Source organism: Pseudomonas sp. WT-JTC (assembly GCF_056711565.1).
In genome coordinates, this window is sequence record NZ_CM160042.1 from 1726777 (window position 1) to 1747151 (window position 20375).

Below are 20375 nucleotides of genomic sequence, written 5' to 3' on the forward strand. Positions count from 1 at the left end.
GCCCCTGTAGGAGCGAGCTTGCTCGCGATGGACGACAACGATAACGCGGGCCTCCTGGAGATACGCGGCGCTCACACCTCCATCGCGAGCAAGCTCGCTCCTACAGGTGCGTGCCAATGAACCGGCCGTTGAAGACCACGTCGCGGCCGCAACTGGCTTTGCAGTCGTACCTGGATAGCTTGCTGCAGGAAGTGACCGAAGAATTCACGCTGCCCATAGAGGCAGTGGCCGAGGCTATAGCGGCCGAAGCGGTGCTGGACGAGTTCCAGGCCGCAGTGCTTGAAGAGCAGGCCCGCGACGCCGCAACAGCTGTCACGGCCGCTCCGGTGCAGGCATCGGTAGCGCCAGCATTCAAGGCTCCCGTGATCGAAGCCCCGGCACCAATCATGGCGCCGGTATCGACCATCGCACCGTTGCTCCAGGCGTTGGTGCCGCCGGCCGCAGAGGTGCAGCCAGCACCGGAGCCAGTGGTTGTCGAAGTGCATCAAGCGCTGGTGGCGCCCGTCGTTGAAGTTCATCTGCCGCCGAGCAATACGCCGCCACCGGTGGACACCGATGGTCGTCCGTCCTGGGCCGCCGAACCGTTCGAATGCCTGCTGTTCGATGTCGCCGGCTTGACCCTGGCGGTGCCGCTGGTGTGCCTTGGGTCGATTTACTCCCTGGCCGGTCACGAGTTGACACCGTTGTTCGGCCAGCCGGAATGGTTCCTTGGCATCCTGCCCAGCCAGGCCGGCAACCTCAAGGTGCTCGATACCGCGCGTTGGGTCATGCCCGACCGTTACCGCGACGATTTCAAGCAAGGCCTGCAATACGTGATTTCGGTCCAGGGCTACGAATGGGGCCTGGCCGTGCATCAGGTCAGCCGCTCGTTGCGTCTGGACCCGAATGAAATCAAATGGAGAAGTCATCGAGGTCAGCGGCCATGGCTCGCCGGCACGGTGATCGAACACATGTGCGCCTTGCTCGATGTTGCCTCCCTGGCCGAGTTGATCGCCAGTGGCGGGGCAAAGCACATGTCCGGCAGCAAGCCGAACCACACACCGACAAACATTAAATAAACAACAGGCGACGCCACTCGATGGCGTTGCACGAAACACACACCGCCAGGGCGGTTTCTTGAGGGGACAGGGTATGAATGACAAGGCGACGGCGGCAAAAGGTTCCGAAGATCCGATCCTGCAATGGGTCACCTTCAAGCTGGACAACGAGACCTACGGCATCAACGTGATGCGCGTTCAGGAAGTCCTGCGTTACACCGAAATCGCCCCGGTCCCGGGCGCCCCGAGCTACGTGCTGGGCATCATCAACCTGCGCGGCAACGTCGTCACCGTGATCGACACCCGTCAGCGCTTCGGCCTGATGAATGCCGAGATCAGCGACAACACCCGTATCGTCATCATCGAAGCCGACAAGCAAGTGGTCGGGATCATGGTCGACAGCGTGGCCGAAGTGGTTTACCTGCGTCAGTCGGAAATCGAAACCGCGCCGAACGTGGGTAACGAAGAGTCCGCCAAGTTCATTCAAGGCGTGTGCAACAAGAACAACGAACTGCTGATCCTTGTCGAGCTCGACAAGATGATGAGCGAAGAAGAATGGTCGGAACTGGAGAGTATCTGATTGATTCTCGAGGTTGCGGTCATTGTCCTGTTCCTGTTCTGGGCAGGCACGCTGGCAATGTTCCTGGCATACATCCGCGGTCAAAAGCAGATCGCCGCGCAACAGACCCAAGGTGATGCGCTGCGCGATCAGCGCATCAAGGACCTGGGCAAACGCGTCGACGACTACCAGAACGGCAATGTGCGCATGGGTGAAGACCTGCATGAGCTACGCGCGATAGTCGCGCCACTGCCGGACAAACTCGCCCAGCTGGAACAGCGTGATCCTTCGAGCCTGTCGTTTGCCCAGGCTGCGCGACTGGTCGGGATGGGCGCCAGCGTCGACGAACTGACTCAGTCCTGCGGCCTGACCCAGGCTGAGGCGGAGTTGATGAGCAAGTTGCACAAGAACTGAGTTTTGCGAACTCGCTGAAATCGCTTTCGCGAACAGGCTCGCTCCCACAGTCGTTCTATGTCGGACACAAAAGATGTGTTCACTGAAGATCGCCTGTAGGAGCGAGCTTGCTCGCGATGGTCGTTAACGATGACGCGGGTTTCCTGGAGAAACCCGGCGCTCATACCCCCATCGCGAGCAAGCTCGCTCCTACAGTGGTTCTATGTCGAACACAGAACAGGTGTTCACCTGAGATCACCTGTGGGAGCGAGCCTGCTCGCGAAGGCGCCTGCGAATGCGCCGCTATCATCCCCGCGATCCGACGCATCCCCCTTCATCCCCAGACAGGTATTACGCCGTCGTAGTCTCCTGCCTATAGCCTTCTCAGATCCCGCCGCCTTGTAATTGCAACCTGCCATCAGTAGTTTGATCATCTTGTTCAAAATATGCAGTGCCAGGGAGGCTTATGATCGACATTTTGCGTGGTACACCGCTGTGGGTTTATGCGGTTTTTCTGATCCTGACTTATTACGGTGTCATTGCCTGTTTCAAGAATCACGTGTCGAAAAGGTCATTGCAGATCACTCCGGTGATATTCGTGATCCTGTCTCTGGCTTCGCTGAATCTCTCCCAAGGTGTAGTCATTCCCCTCTCGGCCTACGTACTCGGGCTATTGGCTGGATCGTTACTCGCATTGCGTTTTTACTCGTACACGAATGTGAAGTGCGTGGGAGAAACGTTGGAGTTGGGCGGTACAGTCAAGGTGCTGATGGTGTATTGGGGCTTCTTTGCATGGCGTTACTACCTTGGCTATCAGGCAGCGATGTATCCGGAAATGGCCAATGAATTGCCGATGACGGCATGGTCGGCACTGGGGGCTGGCCTTATCAATGGATTGATTATTGGTCGCAGTCTCAAGCTTTTGCGTTTTTTCAAATTTGAAAGCGTCGCGCAGACATCGATGAAGAGAGTGCGCAAAAGCGGCTAGAAGCCTGTAGGAGCGAGCCTGCTCGCGATGGACGTTAACGATGACGCGGGCTTCCTGGAGAAACGCGGCGCTCATGCCTCCATCGCGAGCAAGCTCGCTCCTACAGTGGTTCCATGTCGAACACGGAGCATGTATTCACCTGTAGGAGCGAGCTTGCTCGCGATGGACGTCAACGATGACGCGGGCTCCCTGGAGAAACGCGGCGCTCATGCTTCCATCGCGAGCAAGCTCGCTCCTACAGTGTTTTTATGCCGGACATGGAATATGAAATGGCATCCTCGAATCCTCAGTAATCATCCCCGCGTTCAGTAATGTCCTTCTCGGCCAGCAGCGCTTCCTGATCCATCCCCGCCGGAAATTTCCCCTTCAGATTCCACGCAAATGCAATGATCTCGGCAATCGTCAGATAGAGCTCCTGCGGAATGCTGTCCCCCAGCTCCATGCGCGCCAGCAGTCTCACCAGTTCGGCGTTTTCGTAGATCGGCACTTCGCAGTCGCGGGCGATGCGCAGGATTTCTTCGGCCAGTTCTTCGTCACCCTTGGCGGTGAGGGTGGGGGCGTGGGTGCCGTCGTATTTGAGGGCGATGGCCTGGCGTGGGGTGTTGGGGTTGTTCATGCGGTGTCATCCACCCAGCGTTGTTCGAGGCGGGTTTGCGGGCCTTGGGGCGGTGTGCCGAGGTGGCAATCCAGGTCGCCGACGTTCAGGCCGGCGGACAGCAAGCGGTCACGCAGCCCGCTCAGATTGCTTTCGATCAGGCTGGCGGTGTAAGGCCGCTCTGCCCAGAGCTGGCTGGAGAGGGTGCCTTTGATCAGTTGCGCCTGAATTTGCAGCGGCCCCAAAGGCGCCATGGCGAAGGCCAACTCCACACGCCACAGCTGTTGTTTGGGTTCGCGTTCTTCGCGACGTTCCTTAGGCTGTTCTTTTTCGGGCGCGTCTTCACGCTGGATTTTGACCTGCAGCGGCACGATGTCCTGCATGTTGCGCATCGGGATTTCCAGCTGCCAGGTGCTCATCAGGCGGCCGTCGGCGGTGACGCCGGTTTGTTCCAGGCTCGACAGCTGATGGCTTTGCAGGCGCGAAACTGCCGCAGCGGCCAGGCGCAGCAGGTGTTCGAGGTCGTCGTTTTCTCCATCGGCGCTTTGCAACAGGCGTTCGGGCAGCGGGAAACCGGTTGGCGACGGTTTGGCGCTGACCTGACCGAGCATGCCCAGGGCATTGCGGACAAAATTCGGCATGGCCTGGGCCAGGGTATTGGCGGCGATGATCGCGCCGAGGCTGGTGTTGGCCGGCAACCCCTGACTCAATTGCGCAACCAGTTTGAGCAGGTCGCCTTTCATGTCCGGTGCGAGCGTCGGGTTTTGCCCGGTCAGCAGTTTACTTTCGAGAAACACACCGCTGCTGGCCAGGGCTTGGGCCAGGCCCTTGGGGGTGCTCAGTTGCTGGACATCCGGCAGGCCGGCGAGCAGCCGGGCAGCGGCGCTACGCAATTCAACGGATGTCTGGTCCGAGGCCGGAAGGTTCTGCAGGAGCTTGAGCAGGCCGTCCAGCGAGCCCTGGCGGATTTGCTGGTCGACCAGTTGCCGGGTCACCGCCAGTTGTTCCTGGCGGCTGCTCAGTGGCACGAATTTCAGGGTCTGGGTGTCCTGCACCTGCGCGCTCAACAAGGTGCCGATGCGCAAGGGCTGCGGGCTGTCGATGCTCAGGGTGCTGCCGCTCAGTGCGGTATTGAGCAGGCTCACCATCGAGCGAAACACCATGGGCTGGCCGGGCACCTGCGGTAGTACTTGCGAGGTCAATACCTTGCCCTGCAGCAGGGTGCCAACGGGCAATTGCGTGGTGTCGAGGCGGGTAAGGGTGGCGACGCTGGAGGCAATGGCCTGTTGCACCGTCACCGCCAGATTGCCGGCCGAGGGTTGGCTGACGACCAGCGTGGTGCCCTGGGCCAGCGGTTGATTGCCGGTGGTCTGGACCGTGGTCTGGCGGCCGTTGTCGAGGGTGACCTTGAGCAGCATCTGGAAAGTCTGATCCGCCTGCTTGAGCGACAACACTTCGGCCTGGGCGGTTTGACCGACGCTGATCAGGCCCTCCACCGGCGTCAGCAACTTGAGCAACTCACCGCTGACCACCTGAGCACGTGAAGTCACCGGGACGGTTTGCGCTAGCGGGAGGATGTTCATTTCGCCTGTCATACGCGGTCACAACCTGAGGAAAATGCACTCTTTAGAGTAAGGTCTGGCATGTATAATGCCGCGCCGTTGTATCCAAAAATGGCGAAAATTTTGCAATTGTTTGACGCAGCTCTCTAGAACAAGACGTCATTGCATCTATGCTGCATCTCTTTAACGGCCGCGCCAGTGCCGACTTGAACCGTATAAGGCCCGTAAACCCTTGACCAGTCCAGTCCTGCAAACCGTTGCCCTTGCCTGTGAGCGAGACCTTCGGCTGCTCTTCGAAAATCTCGATTTGAGACTGGCCAGTGGCGAAATGGTGCAAATCAGCGGCCCCAACGGTAGTGGCAAGACCAGTCTGTTGCGCCTGCTTTCAGGTTTGATGCACCCGACCGCCGGTCAAGTGCTGCTCAACGGCAAGCCCCTTGATGAGCAGCGCACTGAGCTGGCGCGCAACCTGCTGTGGATCGGCCATGCGGCGGGAATCAAGGATTTGCTGACACCGGAGGAGAACCTGAGCTGGCTCTGCGCCCTGCATCAACCGGCCTCCCATGAAGCGATCTGGCAAGCCCTGGCGGCGGTCGGGCTGCGCGGATTCGAGGATGTGCCTTGCCACACCCTGTCCGCTGGTCAGCGGCGTCGCGTCGCATTGGCGCGTTTGTATCTGGACAGCCCGCCGCTGTGGATTCTCGATGAGCCGTTCACCGCCCTCGACAAGCAAGGCGTGGCGCAACTCGAAGAACACCTGGCCGGCCACTGCGAACGTGGCGGCATGGTGGTGTTGACCACCCACCACACGCTGAGCCGGATGCCGGCCGCTTATCGCGACATCGATCTGGGGGATTGGGCCGTATGAGTGTTTTTGGCCTGTTGGTCGCCCGTGAGGCCCGTCTGCTGTTCCGCCGTCCCGCGGAGCTGGCGAATCCGCTGGTGTTTTTCGCCATCGTGGTTTCCTTGTTCCCGTTGGCGGTCGGCCCCGAGTCTCAATTGTTGCAAACCTTGTCTCCGGGGTTGGTCTGGGTCGCGGCACTTTTATCGGTTTTGCTCTCGCTGGACGGGCTTTTCCGCAGTGATTTCGAAGACGGATCCCTTGAACAGTGGGTCCTTTCGCCGCACCCCCTGGCTCTTCTGGTTTTGGCCAAAGTGCTGGCACACTGGGCTTTTTCCGGCCTGGCACTGGTTTTGCTCGCACCTTTGCTGGCACTGATGCTCGGTTTGCCTGCCGCCTGTCTGCCAGTGTTGCTGCTTTCGTTGCTGCTCGGTACACCGGTACTGAGCCTGCTCGGTGCGGTGGGTGCGGCACTGACAGTAGGTTTGAAGCGTGGTGGCCTGTTGCTGGCACTGCTGATTCTGCCGTTGTACATCCCGGTATTGATTCTTGGCAGTGGCGCCTTGCAGGCGGCCTTGCAGGGCATGCCGGCGACCGGTTATCTGCTGTGGCTTGGTAGCCTGACCGCCCTGGCGATAACCCTGACACCTTTTGCAATAGCTGCTGGCCTGAAGATCAGCGTCGGCGAATAATGAGGTCTGGTTGTTTTTTGACCAGTAAAGACCCTGGCTCTTCACAGTAAAGAGCAACCGTGATGGAAACAGTATGAACTGGACGTGGTTTCACAAGCTCGGCTCGCCCAAATGGTTTTACGGCATCAGCGGCAAAATGCTGCCCTGGCTGAGCGTCGCGGCGTTGCTGCTGATCAGCGTTGGCGTGGTCTGGGGCCTGGCCTTCGCGCCGCCGGACTATCAGCAGGGCAACAGCTTTCGCATCATCTATATCCACGTTCCGGCCGCCATGCTGGCGCAGTCCATCTACGTGATGCTGGCGGTGTGCGGCATCGTCGGGCTGGTGTGGAAAATGAAACTGGCCGACGTCGCCCTGCAATGTGCGGCGCCCATCGGCGCATGGATGACCGCCGTGGCGCTGGTCACCGGCGCGATCTGGGGCAAGCCGACCTGGGGCTCGTGGTGGGTCTGGGATGCACGCCTTACGTCCATGTTGATCCTGCTGTTCCTGTACTTCGGTCTCATTGCGCTGGGCAACGCAATCAGCAATCGTGACAGCGCGGCCAAGGCCTGTGCGGTGCTGGCGATTGTCGGCGTGATCAACATCCCGATCATCAAGTACTCGGTGGAGTGGTGGAATACCCTGCACCAGGGCGCGACCTTCACCCTCACCGAAAAACCGGCGATGCCCGCTGAAATGTGGCTGCCATTGCTGCTGACGGCGTTGGGCTTCTATTGTTTCTTTGGCGCGGTGTTGCTGCTGCGCATGCGTCTGGAAGTACTCAAGCGCGAAGCCCGGGCCAGTTGGGTCAAGGCCGAAGTGGAAAACAGCCTGGAGGTCGCTCGATGAGTTTTGCTTCATTCGGCGACTTCATCGCCATGGGCCATCATGGCCTGTATGTCTGGTCAGCCTATGGCATCTGCCTGGCGGTGCTGGCCCTCAACGTGGCGGCGCCGATCCTGGCCCGCAAGCGGTATCTGCAACAAGAGGCGCGTCGTTTGCGCCGGGAGAACGGCAAGTGAATCCGCTGCGCAAAAAGCGTCTTATCATCATTCTCGCGATCCTGGTCGGGGTCGGCGCTGCCGTCGGCCTGGCCCTGAGCGCCCTGCAGCAGAACATCAATCTGTTTTACACACCGACCCAGATCGCCAACGGCGAAGCCCCGCTGGACACACGAATTCGCGCCGGCGGCATGGTCGAGAAGGGTTCGCTGGAGCGTTCCAGCGATTCCCTGGACGTGAAGTTCGTCGTCACCGACTTCAACAAATCCGTGACCATCACTTATCGTGGCATCCTTCCGGACCTGTTCCGCGAAGGGCAGGGCATCGTCGCCCTGGGCAAGCTCAATGCCGATGGCGTGGTGGTGGCCGATGAAGTGCTGGCCAAGCACGACGAGAAGTACATGCCGCCGGAAGTGACCAAGGCATTGAAAGACAGCGGTCAATCGGCTCCAACGCCCGCGAAGGAGGGTTGATCCATGACATCCGGCATCTTTATTCCCGAACTGGGTCATCTGGCGATGATCCTGGCCCTGTGCTTCGCCCTGGCCCAGGCCGTGGTACCGCTGCTCGGTGCGTGGCGCAATGATCGCCTGTGGATGAGCCTGGCCCAGCCGGCCGCGTGGGGGCAGTTCACCTTTCTGGTGTTTGCCTTCGGCTGCCTGACCTACGCCTTCATGGTCGATGACTTCTCCGTGGCCTATGTGGCCAACAACTCCAACAGCGCGTTGCCGTGGTACTACAAGTTCAGTGCCGTGTGGGGCGCCCACGAAGGCTCCTTGCTGTTGTGGGCCTTGATTCTCGGCGGCTGGACCTTCGCGGTGTCGGTGTTTTCCCGGCAGTTGCCGCAGGTCATGCTGGCCCGCGTGCTGGCGGTGATGGGCATGATCAGCACCGGTTTCCTGCTGTTCCTGATCATGACCTCCAACCCGTTCAAGCGCATCCTGCCGCAAGTGCCCGGCGACGGTGCCGACCTCAACCCGTTGCTGCAGGACATCGGCCTGATCGTGCATCCGCCGATGCTGTACATGGGCTACGTCGGCTTCTCGGTGGCCTTCGCCTTCGCCATCGCCGCGCTGATGGGCGGTCGCCTGGATGCGGCGTGGGCGCGCTGGTCGCGTCCGTGGACCATCGTCGCCTGGGCGTTCCTCGGCATCGGTATTACCTTGGGGTCGTGGTGGGCGTACTACGAACTCGGCTGGGGCGGCTGGTGGTTCTGGGACCCGGTGGAAAACGCCTCGTTCATGCCATGGCTGGTGGGCACCGCACTGATTCACTCGTTGGCGGTCACGGAAAAACGTGGCGTGTTCAAGAGCTGGACCGTGTTGCTGGCCATCGCTGCGTTCTCGCTGAGCCTGTTGGGGACTTTCCTTGTGCGTTCCGGCGTGCTGACGTCGGTGCACGCCTTTGCGTCCGATCCGGAACGCGGGGTGTTCATCCTGATTTTCCTGCTGTTCGTGGTCGGTGGTTCATTGACGCTGTTCGCCCTGCGCGCGCCGGTGGTCAAGAGCCAGGTGGGCTTCAACCTCTGGTCCCGGGAAACGCTGTTGCTGGGCAACAACCTGGTGCTGGTGGTGGCGGCATCGATGATTCTGCTCGGCACCTTGTACCCGTTGATTCTGGACGCCATGACTGGCGCCAAGCTGTCGGTCGGCCCGCCGTACTTCAACGCGCTGTTCATTCCGTTGATGGCGCTGCTGATGGTGGTGATGGCGGTCGGCGTGATCGTGCGCTGGAAGGACACCCCGGTGAAATGGCTGGGGAGCATGCTGACTCCGGTGTTGCTGGGCAGCGCCGCCATGGCCGTGGTGGCCGGCGTCGCGTACGGTGATTTCAACTGGGCAGTGCTCGCCACCTTCATGCTCGCCGCCTGGGTGTTGTTGGCCGGCGTGCGTGACATCTTCGACAAGACCCGACACAAGGGCCTGATCAAAGGCCTGCCAACCCTGACCCGCAGCTACTGGGGCATGCAGATCGCGCACCTGGGCATTGCCGTGTGTGCGCTGGGTGTCGTGCTGTCGAGCCAGAACAGTGCCGAGCGTGACCTGCGCCTGGCGCCGGGCGAGTCCATGGACCTGGCGGGTTATCACTTCATCTTCGAAGGCGCCAAACACTTTGAAGGCCCTAACTTCACTTCCGACAAGGGCACCGTCCGGGTGATCCGCAACGGCAAGGAAGTCAGCGTGCTGCATCCGGAAAAACGCCTGTACACCGTGCAGAACTCGGTGATGACCGAAGCCGGCATCGACGCCGGGTTCACCCGCGACCTCTACGTCGCCCTCGGTGAACCGCTGGGTAACGGTGCCTGGGCTGTGCGCGTGCACGTCAAGCCGTTCGTGCGCTGGATCTGGTTCGGTGGTTTGCTGACAGGTGCAGGCGGGTTGCTGGCGGCGCTGGATCGGCGTTATCGGGTCAAGGTAAAAAGCCGCGTGCGCGAAGCACTGGGCATGTCTGGAGCCACTGCATGAAGCGTTGGTTGATGTTGTTGCCACTGGCGATTTTTCTGGTGGTTGCCGTGTTTCTTTACCGTGGGTTGTACCTGGATCCGGCCGAGTTGCCTTCGGCCATGATCAACAAGCCGTTCCCGGAGTTTTCCCTGCCGACGGTGCAGGGCGACAAGACCTTGACCCGCGCTGACCTCCTCGGCAAACCGGCGCTGGTCAACGTCTGGGGCACCTGGTGCATTTCCTGCCGGGTCGAGCACCCGGTGTTGAACAAGCTGGCCCAACAGGGCGTGGTGATCTACGGCATCAACTACAAGGACATCAACGCCGATGCCTTGAAGTGGCTGACGGATTTTCATAACCCGTATGCACTGGATATCCGTGACGACCAAGGCTCGCTGGGCCTGAACCTCGGTGTATACGGCGCGCCGGAAACCTTCTTCATCGACGCCAGGGGCGTCATCCGTGACAAGTTCGTCGGTGTGATCGACGAGCAGGTCTGGCGCGAAAAACTGGCGGCCAAGTACCAGGCGCTGGTCGACGAGGCCAAGCCATGAAGCGCTGGATCGCTGCCGCCGTTCTGGGCCTGAGCATGGCGGGCGTGGCCCACGCGGCCATCGACACCTACGAGTTCGCCAACGAAGGCGATCGTGAGCGTTTTCGCGAGCTGACCAAAGAGCTGCGTTGCCCCAAGTGCCAGAATCAGGACATCGCCGATTCCAACGCCCCCATTGCCGCCGACCTGCGCAAAGAGATTTTCCGCATGCTCGGCGAGGGCAAGGACAACCAGCAGATCATCGACTTCATGGTCGACCGCTACGGTGATTTCGTCCGCTACAAACCGGCCCTGAATGCCAAGACCGCCTTGCTCTGGTTCGGCCCCGCCGGCTTGTTGCTCGGCGGTGTGGTGATCATCGCGGTGATCGTCCGCCGTCGTCGCGTGCAACGTGCCGACACCCCGGGCTCGCTTTCTGCCGAGGAGCGCTCGCGCCTCGACCACCTGTTGGATAAAACCAAGAATGATTGATTTCTGGCTCGCTGCAGGTCTGCTGCTTCTGGTTGCCCTGAGTTTTCTGTTGATCCCGGTGCTGCGCAGCCGTCGCGCCCAGCGTGAAGAGGATCGTACCGCCCTGAACGTGGCGCTTTATCAGGAACGCGTGGCTGAGTTGCAGACTCAGCAGGAAGAGGGCGTGCTCGATGCGGCGCAAATGGATGCCGGTCGCGCCGAAGCCGCCCGTGAGTTGCTGGCGGACACCGAAGGCGTCGAAACGCCGCAGGTATCGCGCTTGGGCAAACCCTTGCCGTTGCTGGCGGCCATTCTGGTGCCGGTGCTGGGTCTGGGGCTGTATATGCATTACGGTGCCAGCGACAAGGTCGAACTGACCCGCGAATTCTCCCAGGCACCCAAGACGATGGAGGAGATGACCCAGCGCCTGGAGCGTGCGGTCGCCGCTCAACCGGATTCCGCTGAAGGCACGTACTTCCTCGGTCGTACCTACATGGCTCAGGATCGCCCGGCGGATGCGGCGAAAATGTTCGAGCGCACGGTGAACCTGGCCGGGCGTCAGCCCGAGTTGCTCGGTCAATGGGCCCAGGCCCAGTACTTCGCCGATGGCAAAAAGTGGTCGGACAAGGTCCAGGCCCTGACCGACGAAGCGCTCAAGGCTGATCCGAAGGAGGTCACCAGCCTCGGCCTGCTCGGTATCGCCGCGTTTGAAGGCGAGCGCTATCAGGACGCCATTGATTACTGGAATCGCCTGCTGGCGCAGTTGCCGCCGGACGACAAATCCCGCGAGGCGTTACAAGGCGGGATTGTCCGGGCCACGGAGAAGCTGGTGGCCAGTGGCGGCAAGGTTGCGCAAGCACCGGCAGCCAGGGCCTCGGCTTTGCTCAAGGTCAGCGTCGATCTGGCAGCGGACCTCAAGACCAAGGTCCAGCCTGGCGACAGCGTGTTCATCTTCGCCCGTGCGATCTCCGGTCCTCCGGCCCCGCTGGCGGTCAAGCGCATGACCGTGGCCGACCTGCCGGTGACTGTCGAACTGGGTGATGCCGACGCGATGATGCCGCAATTGAAACTGTCGAACTTCCCTGAAGTCCAACTGGTTGCGCGTATTTCCCGTGCCGGCAAACCTACCGCTGGCGAATGGATCGGTCGCAGCCAGCCTCTGGCCAGCAGCACCACCGCGCCGCAAACACTGACCATCGACAGCCCGGACAAATAACAGGAAAACGCAATCATGACCGCATTCGCTCGTATCACCCTGCTCAGCGTCGTTATGGGGTTAAGCGCTTGTGCGGTCCAGCGACCAGCGGAGCATGAGGCACCACCGCCGATCCCGCCGTCGCAGCCCAGCCCCACGCCTTCGACGTCGCCCGTACCGAGCAAGCCGAGCATCCCGGCCAAACCCTCCAAGCCGTTGCCACGTACCTCGGCCAGCTTCGCGCCACCACCGGGGGGCAACAGCCATTGGGATCCGAAGCTTGGGGTGTATGTGCTGGATGACCAGCCCAATACTTTCTATCGCCAGCGTACCTACTATCGCTGGGATAATGGTTGGAGCCGGTCGATCAGTCCGAAGGGGCCGTGGGAGGAGACTGATATCCACGGTGTGCCGGGTGGGCTCGGGCGGCAGTTCGGGCAGTAACGCATCAAGGCGGCTTTCGGGTCACCTTTTTTGTGCCTGGTCTGGAATGTGATTGGTGGCTCACTGCTGAACACTGTGGGAGCGAGCCTGCTCGCGAAGGCGGCCTGACGGAGTACATATCCGTTTTTTGGGTAACGGCGGCTTATGGTTCCGCCCTTACGGCGGGTCCCTTTTGTCAAACGACACAAAAGGAACCAAAAAGTCTCGCCCCTTACGTACGGCCCCTCGCTTAGGCTCGGGGTTCCTTCGCTCCGGCATTCATCCGGGGGCATTGCCCTACGGTTTGCTTCGCTGCACCTCCCTGCAATGTGTGCGGCTTCGCCGCACGGCGCTGCGCGCCCATCCCCGGATGAACACCTCCGCTCAGCCTGCCGAGGGGGCGGGTGGATCAAGATCAAAAGCGGCAGGCGAGCTAACGCTCGGCCTGTTGAGTGGTGAGGAGCGTGGGGTACGCCGGTCTGCTTTTGCTCTGCTCTGCTCTGCTCTGCTCTGCTCTGCTCTGCTCTTGCTCTTCTGTGGGAGCGGGCTTGCTCGCGAATGCGGTGGGTCAGAGAAGAAGATGTCGATTGTCACACCGCTTTCGCGAGCAAGCCCGCTCCCACAGTTGACTGGTGCCGGGCCAAGGTCCGTTTACGCCTCCTGAACCACGGTGGGAACGAGCCTGCTCGCGATCAGGCCGGCGAGCAGACCGCCTCGCTTCTGCTTTTGTTTTTGCTTTGGCTTTTGATCTTCTTGCCCCCTCGAGAGGCCGAGCGCAGGTTCTGCGCAGTGGGCAACCCGGCATGGATGCCGGGTTAGCCGCGTACGGCCAGGGATGGCCGATCGCGGCGGGCCCACGGAGCAGGACCGGAGCGAGGGAATGCCGAGCCTTGGCGAGGCACCGAACGTCAGGGGCAAGAGCCCTTGGTTACTTGGGGCTCTTCCAAGTAACCCGCTGTAAAAGCGGAACCGTTAGTGGCCGTTACCTAAATAACGGATATGTACACCGGTAAAAAAAAACACGTCGCCCAACACCCCTGACGCGAGATTGACCTGCGCTGCGAGGACACCCTCAGCTTATACCGTGATCAAGTGGAGAACCCGCTGGTGCAACCGGTGTCGGTGATGGATCATACGCCGGGCCTGCGGGCTGATCTGATGCAAGAGCAATCAGGACAGTCTGCCGTGGGTACGGCAAGCAGGGCGACAAATGAAGAGGTTGGTTTGATGGCAGGCAGGTTGATCTATCTCATCGGGCCTTCAGGTTCGGGCAAGGACAGCCTGCTGGATGCTGCGCGAACACGGTTGGCCGAACGCGGCTGCCGCATCGTGCGAAGGGTCATCACGCGTTCGGCGGAAGCTGTGGGCGAAGCGGCGCTGGGCGTCAGTGCAGAGGAATTCGCCGATATGGAGGCCCAGGGCGCATTTGCCCTGAGCTGGCACGCCAATGGGTTGTCCTATGGCATCCCACGGGAAATCGACGATTGGCTGGCCGCCGGGCAAGACGTACTGGTCAATGGCTCTCGCGGGCATTTGCAGAACACGCGCCTGCGCTATCCGAACGCGTTGGTGCTGTTGTTGACTGTGGATCAGGCAGTACTGCGCCAGCGCTTGCTGGAGCGCGGGCGGGAATCGCCGATCGAGATCGATCAGCGGCTGGCACGCAATGCCCGATTCAGCGAGCAGCTGCTGGCGGAGGACCCGGCCGTGCACGTGCTCGACAACTCCGGGCCGCTTGAGCAAACGGTCGAACGGTTGCTGGTCTGCATTGACGAGTAACGCGCATCCGCCTGTCAGGCCTTCCAGGTCAGGCAGTACCCAGTCCTTCCTCCTCCCTTCAAGTCCTGCCATACAAGCGAGCCTGCTCCGGTCGGCGATCCGACCGGGTTTTGAGGCCTATGCCGTCGCCAGCGAAACCTTCTGCGAAACACTCAGGAACCGCAGCAATGCCAGCAGCGGAAACGCACTGCCGACGATCACGATCCACAACCAGCCGCCGTGTTCGTACACCGCGCTGGCCACCGAAGAGCCGAAGGCGCCGCCGATGAAGATGCTGGTCATGTACAACGCATTCAGGCGGCTGCGGCTTTTGCCGTCGAGGGCGTAGACCGCGCGCTGGCCGAGGACCATGTTCATCTGCACGCAGAAGTCGAGCACCACGCCGGTCACGGCCAGGCCGATGACGCTGTAGGCCGGGTGGATGAACGCCGGCACGAAACTCAGGCTGGCGAACAGCAGGGCCAGCAATGATGCGATGCGGGTGTGTCCGGCATCGGCCAGGCGTCCGGCGATCGGGGCGGCAATGGCGCCGATGGCTCCCACCAGCGCGAAAATCGCGATCTCGCTTTGCGACAAACCGTGATTACGCGCCAGCTCCAGCGGCACGGCAGTCCAGAACAGGCTGAAGGTGGCAAACATGCAGCCCTGGTAAAACGCACGCTGGCGCAGCACTGGTTGCTTGCGCAACAGCGTCCACAGCGAGCCCAGCAATTGGCCATAGGACGCGCTGTGATCCGGTTCACGCTTGGGAATGGTCACCGCCAGCACGATGCTGATGGCCGCCATCAACACCGCGGCAATCACAAACATCGCCCGCCAGCCGAAGTGGTCGGCTACCACACTGGACACCGGCCGGGCCAGCAGGATGCCCAGCAACAAACCGCCCATGATTGCGCCAACCACGCGGCCACGTGTTTCTTCCGGCGCCAGGTGCGCAGCCAGCGGAATCAGGATTTGCACTGAGACCGAACTGAACCCCACCAACAGCGAAATCAGCAAGAACACGTTCGGCTGATCGGTGAACGCCGCGCCCAGCAGGCTGACAATCGCCACCAGCGTGGTGGTGATCATCAACCGGCGGTTCTCCAGCAGGTCCCCCAGCGGCACCAGGAAAAACAGGCCCAGCGCATAGCCGATCTGAGTCAGGGAAACGATCAGGCTGGCCATGGCATTGGTCAGGCCGATGTCCGGGGCGATCAGGCCGATGATCGGCTGGGCGTAGTAGATGTTGGCGACAATGGCGCCACAGCAGAAGGCGAACAACAGCACCATGCCTCGGGTCATTGTCGCGGTGCCGTGGGGCACCTGGGTCGCTGGGTTCATAACGGGTCTCGCTGTACGGAAAGGATTGCGCGCAGGCTAACGGGCTGACTGAAACGGCGGAAGCGGGATTGGAGTGATAGTAATCATTCCATTGCGGAATGACTGGCGGACGCGTGTGTCGTGCGCCGAAGTGCCTTGCGTCAGAACACTGGAGGTGAATGATACATTCACTTACTTCTTGTTCGATAGCGTGCTTATGTTCTCTCTCCACGTCTTGTAGCCAGAGGGTCGCTCCATGAATGCGATGTTCCGTCAGCTGATTCGCTGTGTTTCATTCGTCACCTTGACCAGCGTCTTCAGCGCTGGCCTGGTTCTGGCCGAAGACGCACCCGGCACGCGCATCGGTGTGCGTGGCGAGATCACCGGCGTCAGCCCGGACGCTCTGAAAGTCCATGCCAACAGCGGCGACAACGTGGTGATCAATCTGACCAAGGACACCAAGGTCCGCGCCGTGACCCTGGCCAACATCGAAGACATCAAGCCCGGCAGCTACATTGGCTCAGCCGCTATTCCTCAGGAGGATGGCACCCTCAAGGCCCTGGAGGTCCACGTTTTCCCGCCGGAACTGGCCGGCAGTGGCGACGGTCATCGGCCGTTTGACCTGGTCAAGGGCAGCAGCATGACCAACGGCAGCGTCGGCGACCTGGTGGTGAGCAATGGCCGGGTGCTAACCGTCAACTACAAGGGCGGCCAACAGAAGATCCTGGTGCCCGAAGACGTACCCATCGTCAACCTGATGCCGGCCGATCGCAGCCTGTTGAAGGTGGGCGTGAAGATCGTGACCTTTGTGACGCAGAGCGCTGACGGCACGCTCACCGCTCAATCCATCTCGGCGGGCAAGGATGGCGTGACACCGCCGATGTAGCCGGTACTTGGCAACCAACCATTCGAAGAAAAACCCGCAAAACCCCGGTAGCTAGAATCTACAGGGGGGATCACTTCAATGAGTCCTTACAAGCGGGAGTATCACGATGAAAATCGTATCTTCGCTGGCGTTTGTCGTAGCAGTCGGCGGGCTCTGCGGATGTTCGACAGTGCCTGACAACCAGGTCACCAACGTTCCCCTGTATGGCACCTCGGCCAATGCCGGGAAAATCGGCCGACCGATCATGATGCCCAGTGGGCATGACACCGTGTTCTGGTTTGCGGTCAGCGGCGAGCCTATGGGCAGTGCGTTACCGGGCCGTCTGCTGGCTTACATCTACCCGGGCAGTTGCGCGAACCTGGGGGCGAAACCGGCCTATGACATGAATGACGGACCGAATGCGCGGTTCTATTCGGCGGCGTCGCACCAGTATTTCTGGAAAAGCGCACCGGTCGCGGTCGAGACCCTTCGAGCCGGCGGCTATGCCCTGGTGGTGCGTGAAAGCCCGGCCGATGGTCACCAGGCTATTTTCTGCGGCAACCTGAGCTGAAATTACAGGTGAAAAAACTGTGGGAGCGGGCTTGCTCGCGAAGGCGGCGCAACAGTCGACATCAATGTTGAATGTGATGGCCTCTTCGCGAGCAAGCCCGCTCCCACAGGCGTTGCAGTGTTCAGATCATCACTGACCGCTGTAGATCTGGTCGAAAACCCCACCGTCATTGAAGTGGGTCTTCTGCACAGTGCGCCAGTCACCGAAGGTCTTCTCGACGGACAGGAAGTCCACTTTCGGGAAACGGTCGGTGTACTTGGCCAGCACGGCCGGGTCACGCGGGCGCAGGTAGTTGGCGGCGGCGATTTCCTGGCCTTCAGGCGACCACAGGTACTTCAGGTATTCCTCGGCGGCGGCGCGGGTGCCTTTCTTGTCGACCGATTTGTCGACCACCGACACCGGTGGCTCGGCTTCGGCGGAAACGCTTGGGTAGATGACTTCGAACTGATCACGGCCGAACTCGCGGGCGATCATTTCCGCTTCGTTCTCGAAGGTCACCAGCACGTCGCCAATCTGGTTGGTCATGAAGGTGGTGGTGGCGGCACGACCACCGGTATCGAGTACTGGCGCTTGCTTGAACAGTTTGCCGACGAATTCCTTCGCCTTGTTCTCATCACCGCCGTTTTTCAGCACGTAGCCCCAGGCCGAGAGATAGGTGTAGCGACCGTTACCGGAAGTCTTCGGGTTCGGCACGACAACCTGAACGCCGTCCTTGAGCAGGTCCGGCCAATCCTTCAGGGCTTTCGGGTTGCCTTTGCGCACGATGAACACGGTGGCCGAGGTGAACGGCGCGCTGTTGTTCGGCAGGCGTGTGACCCAGTTGTCCGGGACCAGTTTACCGTTGTCGGCCAGGGCGTTGATGTCGGTGGCCATGTTCATGGTGATCACGTCAGCCGGCAGACCGTCGATGACCGAGCGCGCCTGTTTGCTGGAGCCGCCGAAGGACATTTGCAGGGTGATGTTTTCGTTGTGCTCGGCTTGCCAGTGTTTCTGGAACGCAGTGTTGTAGTCCTTGTAGAAATCTCGCATCACGTCATAGGAGACGTTGAGCAGGGTCGGTGCAGCCTGGGCGATGTTGCCCAGGGCCAGGCCAGCGGCGAGAAGTGAGGCGCCAAAGAGTTTTTTCACTGCGCATTCCTTGTTCTTTGTGTAGGAGCCGCCGCACCAACACTGTAGGAGCGAGCCTGCTCGCGATGGACGCTAACGGTGACGCGGGCTGTCTGAGTGCCCGCGTTGTCCTGGCGTTTTTCGCGAGAGAGCTCGCTCCTGCAAGTGGTGCGGTCGATACGATTTTGCCAGCGACTATAACCGGGCTCGTATAGTCCTTTAAAGATTAAAAAGCTCTTTGCTTATTCCCGTTTCTTGAATAGCGCATTGCCGCAACGGGAGCAGAACGACGCTTCCTGTTCGTGGCTGTTTTTCGCACACACCGGGCAGTCGTGCTGCAACTGGCCGCCACGCATGGCCGTGGCCAGTTCGGCGGTGAAGATCCCGGTGGGCACGGCAATGATCGAGTAACCGGTGATCATCACCATCGACGAGATGACCTGGCCCAGTGCAGTCTTGGGCACGATGTCGCCGTAGCCGACGGTGGTAAGGGTGACGATCGCCCAGTAAATGCCCTTGGGAATGCTGGTGAAGCCATGTTGCGGGCCTTCGACCACGTACATCAGGGTGCCGAACACCGTCACCAGGGTGCAGACGCTGAGCAGGAACACGAGGATTTTCTGCTTGCTGCCGCGCAGGGCATCGAGCAGGTAATGGGCTTGCTTGAGGTAGGGACCGAGTTTGAGCACGCGGAAGATCCGCAGCATCCGGATCACCCGGATGATCAGCAGGTACTGGGCATCGCTGTAGTACAGCGCGAGGACGCCGGGCACGATGGCCAGCAGGTCCACCAGGCCATAGAAACTGAAGGCATAGCGCAGGGGCTTGGGCGAGCAGTACAGGCGCAGGATGTACTCGCCGAGGAAGATCACCGTGAAGCCCCACTCGATGAACGCCAGCAGGCTGGCGTAGTTCTGGTGGACGTCATCGATGCTGTCCAGAATCACCACCACCAGGCTGGCGAAGATGATCAGCAGCAGGGCGGTGTCGAAGCGTCGCCCGGCAACGGTATCGGTCTGGAAAATAATCACGTACAGGCGATTACGCCACGTGTCGTTGCTGATCATGCACATAGCCTTGGCCGCAAATCAACGCAGCCTAGGTTGATTCTCCCCGGTAGCGCAAGGCGCGCTTTCGACGGTGGCTTTGCCGAGCATTTGCACAACGCTGCGAATCAGCCAGCAGGCAAGAATGAACGGCGCGGTCAGCGTGGGCAAACCGATGGCGGCAAAGACCGGCGTCAGCACCAGCGCCAGGCCGATGCCAACCAGGGGCAGCCAGGGGTGGCGACGCTGCGAGCTGAAGGCGAGGGCGGCGAGTACCGCGTTATAGCCACCGAGACCGAGCAATGCACTGTAGAAGTCGTGGTGCAGCAGGCTCCAGCCCATGCCAGCGACAGACGCCAGCAACGCCCAGCCGAATGCGCGACGATCGGCGATCAGCAAACCGGCGGCAATCATCGCACCGGCCAATGGATGACCGAGGAACATCACCTGACCAAGACCTTTGAGTGGCGCGGCGAGCATGTTCAGGGTGCTGACTTCGATCAAATGCGGCTCTGTCGAGGGCGTGGCGAAGCACAGCAGCAACCAGCCGAGTCCGACGAAGGGCGCGGTGTAGGCCGGCAGGTATTGGCTGACCCGGACGCGTTTGAGCCACTGCTGGGTGATCATCGCGCTCAGGCCACCGGCGGCCAGAATCAGCAGCGGCATCATCGCCGACCAGGGGAAATACAGGCTCAGCAACAGACCGAGCAGAACGCCGTTGTAGCTGAACAGCCCGGCCTGGCGATCAGCCTTGGCATAGTTGCGACGTTGCGCGGTGAGCAGCCCGGCGACACCGCCGAGCAAAGCGCCGCCGAGCAAGGCGGGCGCCGTGAACAGAATGGCCAGCAGGCACAGCAGGCCGCACAGCGGATTGCGCTGGAGAAAGATCTGGCTGAAGCCGTTGAGCAACGCTTCGGCCCAGTCGGGGCAGTGGGTGTTGAAATGGTTGGCAGGCATGATGAAGTCTGTGGTGTTTCCGGTGAATCGTGTCG

The 20375-nt window shown here is 60.9% G+C and carries 23 protein-coding genes; 17 read left to right on the top strand and 6 right to left on the bottom strand.

The window, feature by feature from the left end; genetic code table 11:
• The first annotated feature begins 116 nt into the window (after window positions 1–116).
• The 4 genes from AC06G5_RS07755 to AC06G5_RS07770 all read left to right on the top strand — a co-directional run bounded on the left by AC06G5_RS07755 (window position 117) and on the right by AC06G5_RS07770 (window position 2977).
• Window positions 117–1058, top strand: a complete 942-nt coding sequence (locus tag AC06G5_RS07755) for a CheW domain-containing protein (RefSeq protein ID WP_413428157.1) — start codon at window positions 117–119, stop codon at window positions 1056–1058.
• A 73-nt stretch (window positions 1059–1131) separates the two neighbouring features.
• Window positions 1132–1617, top strand: coding sequence for a chemotaxis protein CheW (locus tag AC06G5_RS07760; protein WP_007980742.1), 486 nt, complete (start codon window positions 1132–1134; stop codon window positions 1615–1617).
• Window positions 1618–2010: a DUF2802 domain-containing protein gene (locus tag AC06G5_RS07765; protein WP_413428158.1), complete on the top strand. Its 393-nt coding sequence runs from the start codon at window positions 1618–1620 to the stop codon at window positions 2008–2010. It abuts the gene before it with no gap.
• A gap of 445 nt (window positions 2011–2455) precedes the next feature.
• Window positions 2456–2977 (top strand): hypothetical protein, encoded by a 522-nt coding sequence (locus tag AC06G5_RS07770; RefSeq protein WP_480459216.1) that lies wholly within the window; start codon window positions 2456–2458, stop codon window positions 2975–2977.
• A 286-nt stretch (window positions 2978–3263) separates the two neighbouring features.
• On the opposite strand, the gene AC06G5_RS07775 is transcribed toward AC06G5_RS07770, so the two are convergent.
• Both AC06G5_RS07775 and fliK read right to left on the bottom strand, forming a co-directional pair.
• Complete coding sequence (locus AC06G5_RS07775; RefSeq protein WP_413428160.1) at window positions 3264–3593, bottom strand: EscU/YscU/HrcU family type III secretion system export apparatus switch protein; 330 nt, start codon at window positions 3591–3593, stop codon at window positions 3264–3266.
• On the bottom strand, window positions 3590–5167 hold the full coding sequence (gene fliK, locus AC06G5_RS07780) for a flagellar hook-length control protein FliK (RefSeq protein ID WP_480459217.1): 1578 nt from the start codon (window positions 5165–5167) through the stop codon (window positions 3590–3592). The genes AC06G5_RS07775 and fliK overlap by 4 nt, the downstream gene beginning before the upstream one ends.
• A gap of 199 nt (window positions 5168–5366) precedes the next feature.
• Between fliK and ccmA the strand changes: the two genes are divergently transcribed.
• The 11 genes from ccmA (at window position 5367) to phnN (ending at window position 14492) form a co-directional block, all read left to right on the top strand.
• Complete coding sequence (ccmA, locus tag AC06G5_RS07785) at window positions 5367–6002, top strand: cytochrome c biogenesis heme-transporting ATPase CcmA (protein ID WP_480459218.1); 636 nt, start codon at window positions 5367–5369, stop codon at window positions 6000–6002.
• Window positions 5999–6667, top strand: coding sequence for a heme exporter protein CcmB (gene ccmB / locus AC06G5_RS07790; protein ID WP_007980754.1), 669 nt, complete (start codon window positions 5999–6001; stop codon window positions 6665–6667). Before ccmA ends, ccmB begins: the two co-directional genes overlap by 4 nt.
• A gap of 73 nt (window positions 6668–6740) precedes the next feature.
• On the top strand, window positions 6741–7496 hold the full coding sequence (locus AC06G5_RS07795) for a heme ABC transporter permease (RefSeq protein WP_007980756.1): 756 nt from the start codon (window positions 6741–6743) through the stop codon (window positions 7494–7496).
• Entirely contained in the window at window positions 7493–7669 is a 177-nt protein-coding gene (ccmD, locus tag AC06G5_RS07800) for a heme exporter protein CcmD (RefSeq protein ID WP_007980758.1), read from the top strand. Before AC06G5_RS07795 ends, ccmD begins: the two co-directional genes overlap by 4 nt.
• The gene (ccmE, locus tag AC06G5_RS07805; RefSeq protein WP_008020317.1) at window positions 7666–8121 is read left to right on the top strand and encodes a cytochrome c maturation protein CcmE; all 456 of its coding nucleotides are present in this window, start codon (window positions 7666–7668) and stop codon (window positions 8119–8121) included. The genes ccmD and ccmE overlap by 4 nt, the downstream gene beginning before the upstream one ends.
• A 3-nt stretch (window positions 8122–8124) precedes the next feature.
• Window positions 8125–10113 carry a heme lyase CcmF/NrfE family subunit gene (locus AC06G5_RS07810; protein ID WP_480459219.1) on the top strand — a complete coding sequence of 663 codons (1989 nt, stop codon included), beginning with the start codon at window positions 8125–8127 and terminating at the stop codon, window positions 10111–10113.
• Window positions 10110–10646, top strand: a complete 537-nt coding sequence (locus AC06G5_RS07815; protein WP_480459220.1) for a DsbE family thiol:disulfide interchange protein — start codon at window positions 10110–10112, stop codon at window positions 10644–10646. The genes AC06G5_RS07810 and AC06G5_RS07815 overlap by 4 nt, the downstream gene beginning before the upstream one ends.
• A complete protein-coding gene (locus AC06G5_RS07820; RefSeq protein WP_413428165.1) occupies window positions 10643–11116 on the top strand; it encodes a cytochrome c-type biogenesis protein in 474 nt (157 codons plus the stop codon). Before AC06G5_RS07815 ends, AC06G5_RS07820 begins: the two co-directional genes overlap by 4 nt.
• Window positions 11109–12311 carry a c-type cytochrome biogenesis protein CcmI gene (ccmI, locus tag AC06G5_RS07825; protein ID WP_480459221.1) on the top strand — a complete coding sequence of 401 codons (1203 nt, stop codon included), beginning with the start codon at window positions 11109–11111 and terminating at the stop codon, window positions 12309–12311. Before AC06G5_RS07820 ends, ccmI begins: the two co-directional genes overlap by 8 nt.
• 15 nt (window positions 12312–12326) lie before the next feature.
• Window positions 12327–12734: a hypothetical protein gene (locus AC06G5_RS07830; RefSeq protein WP_008020322.1), complete on the top strand. Its 408-nt coding sequence runs from the start codon at window positions 12327–12329 to the stop codon at window positions 12732–12734.
• 1206 nt (window positions 12735–13940) lie between these two features.
• A complete protein-coding gene (phnN, locus tag AC06G5_RS07835; RefSeq protein ID WP_480459222.1) occupies window positions 13941–14492 on the top strand; it encodes a phosphonate metabolism protein/1,5-bisphosphokinase (PRPP-forming) PhnN in 552 nt (183 codons plus the stop codon).
• Between the two features lie 117 nt (window positions 14493–14609).
• On the opposite strand, the gene AC06G5_RS07840 is transcribed toward phnN, so the two are convergent.
• Window positions 14610–15815 (bottom strand): MFS transporter, encoded by a 1206-nt coding sequence (locus AC06G5_RS07840; protein WP_480459223.1) that lies wholly within the window; start codon window positions 15813–15815, stop codon window positions 14610–14612.
• 235 nt (window positions 15816–16050) lie between these two features.
• Between AC06G5_RS07840 and AC06G5_RS07845 the strand changes: the two genes are divergently transcribed.
• Entirely contained in the window at window positions 16051–16680 is a 630-nt protein-coding gene (locus AC06G5_RS07845; protein WP_413705429.1) for a hypothetical protein, read from the top strand.
• A 106-nt stretch (window positions 16681–16786) separates the two neighbouring features.
• Complete coding sequence (locus tag AC06G5_RS07850; protein ID WP_413705428.1) at window positions 16787–17230, top strand: hypothetical protein; 444 nt, start codon at window positions 16787–16789, stop codon at window positions 17228–17230.
• Between the two features lie 129 nt (window positions 17231–17359).
• Here the strand turns inward: AC06G5_RS07850 and AC06G5_RS07855 are convergent, their stop codons facing one another.
• The 3 genes from AC06G5_RS07855 to AC06G5_RS07865 all read right to left on the bottom strand — a co-directional run bounded on the left by AC06G5_RS07855 (window position 17360) and on the right by AC06G5_RS07865 (window position 20340).
• Window positions 17360–18358, bottom strand: a complete 999-nt coding sequence (locus AC06G5_RS07855; RefSeq protein WP_413428523.1) for a sulfate ABC transporter substrate-binding protein — start codon at window positions 18356–18358, stop codon at window positions 17360–17362.
• 221 nt (window positions 18359–18579) lie between these two features.
• Window positions 18580–19404 carry an ion transporter gene (locus AC06G5_RS07860; protein ID WP_413428524.1) on the bottom strand — a complete coding sequence of 275 codons (825 nt, stop codon included), beginning with the start codon at window positions 19402–19404 and terminating at the stop codon, window positions 18580–18582.
• Between the two features lie 21 nt (window positions 19405–19425).
• A complete protein-coding gene (locus AC06G5_RS07865) occupies window positions 19426–20340 on the bottom strand; it encodes an urea transporter (RefSeq protein WP_480459224.1) in 915 nt (304 codons plus the stop codon).
• Window positions 20341–20375: the final 35 nt, after the last annotated feature.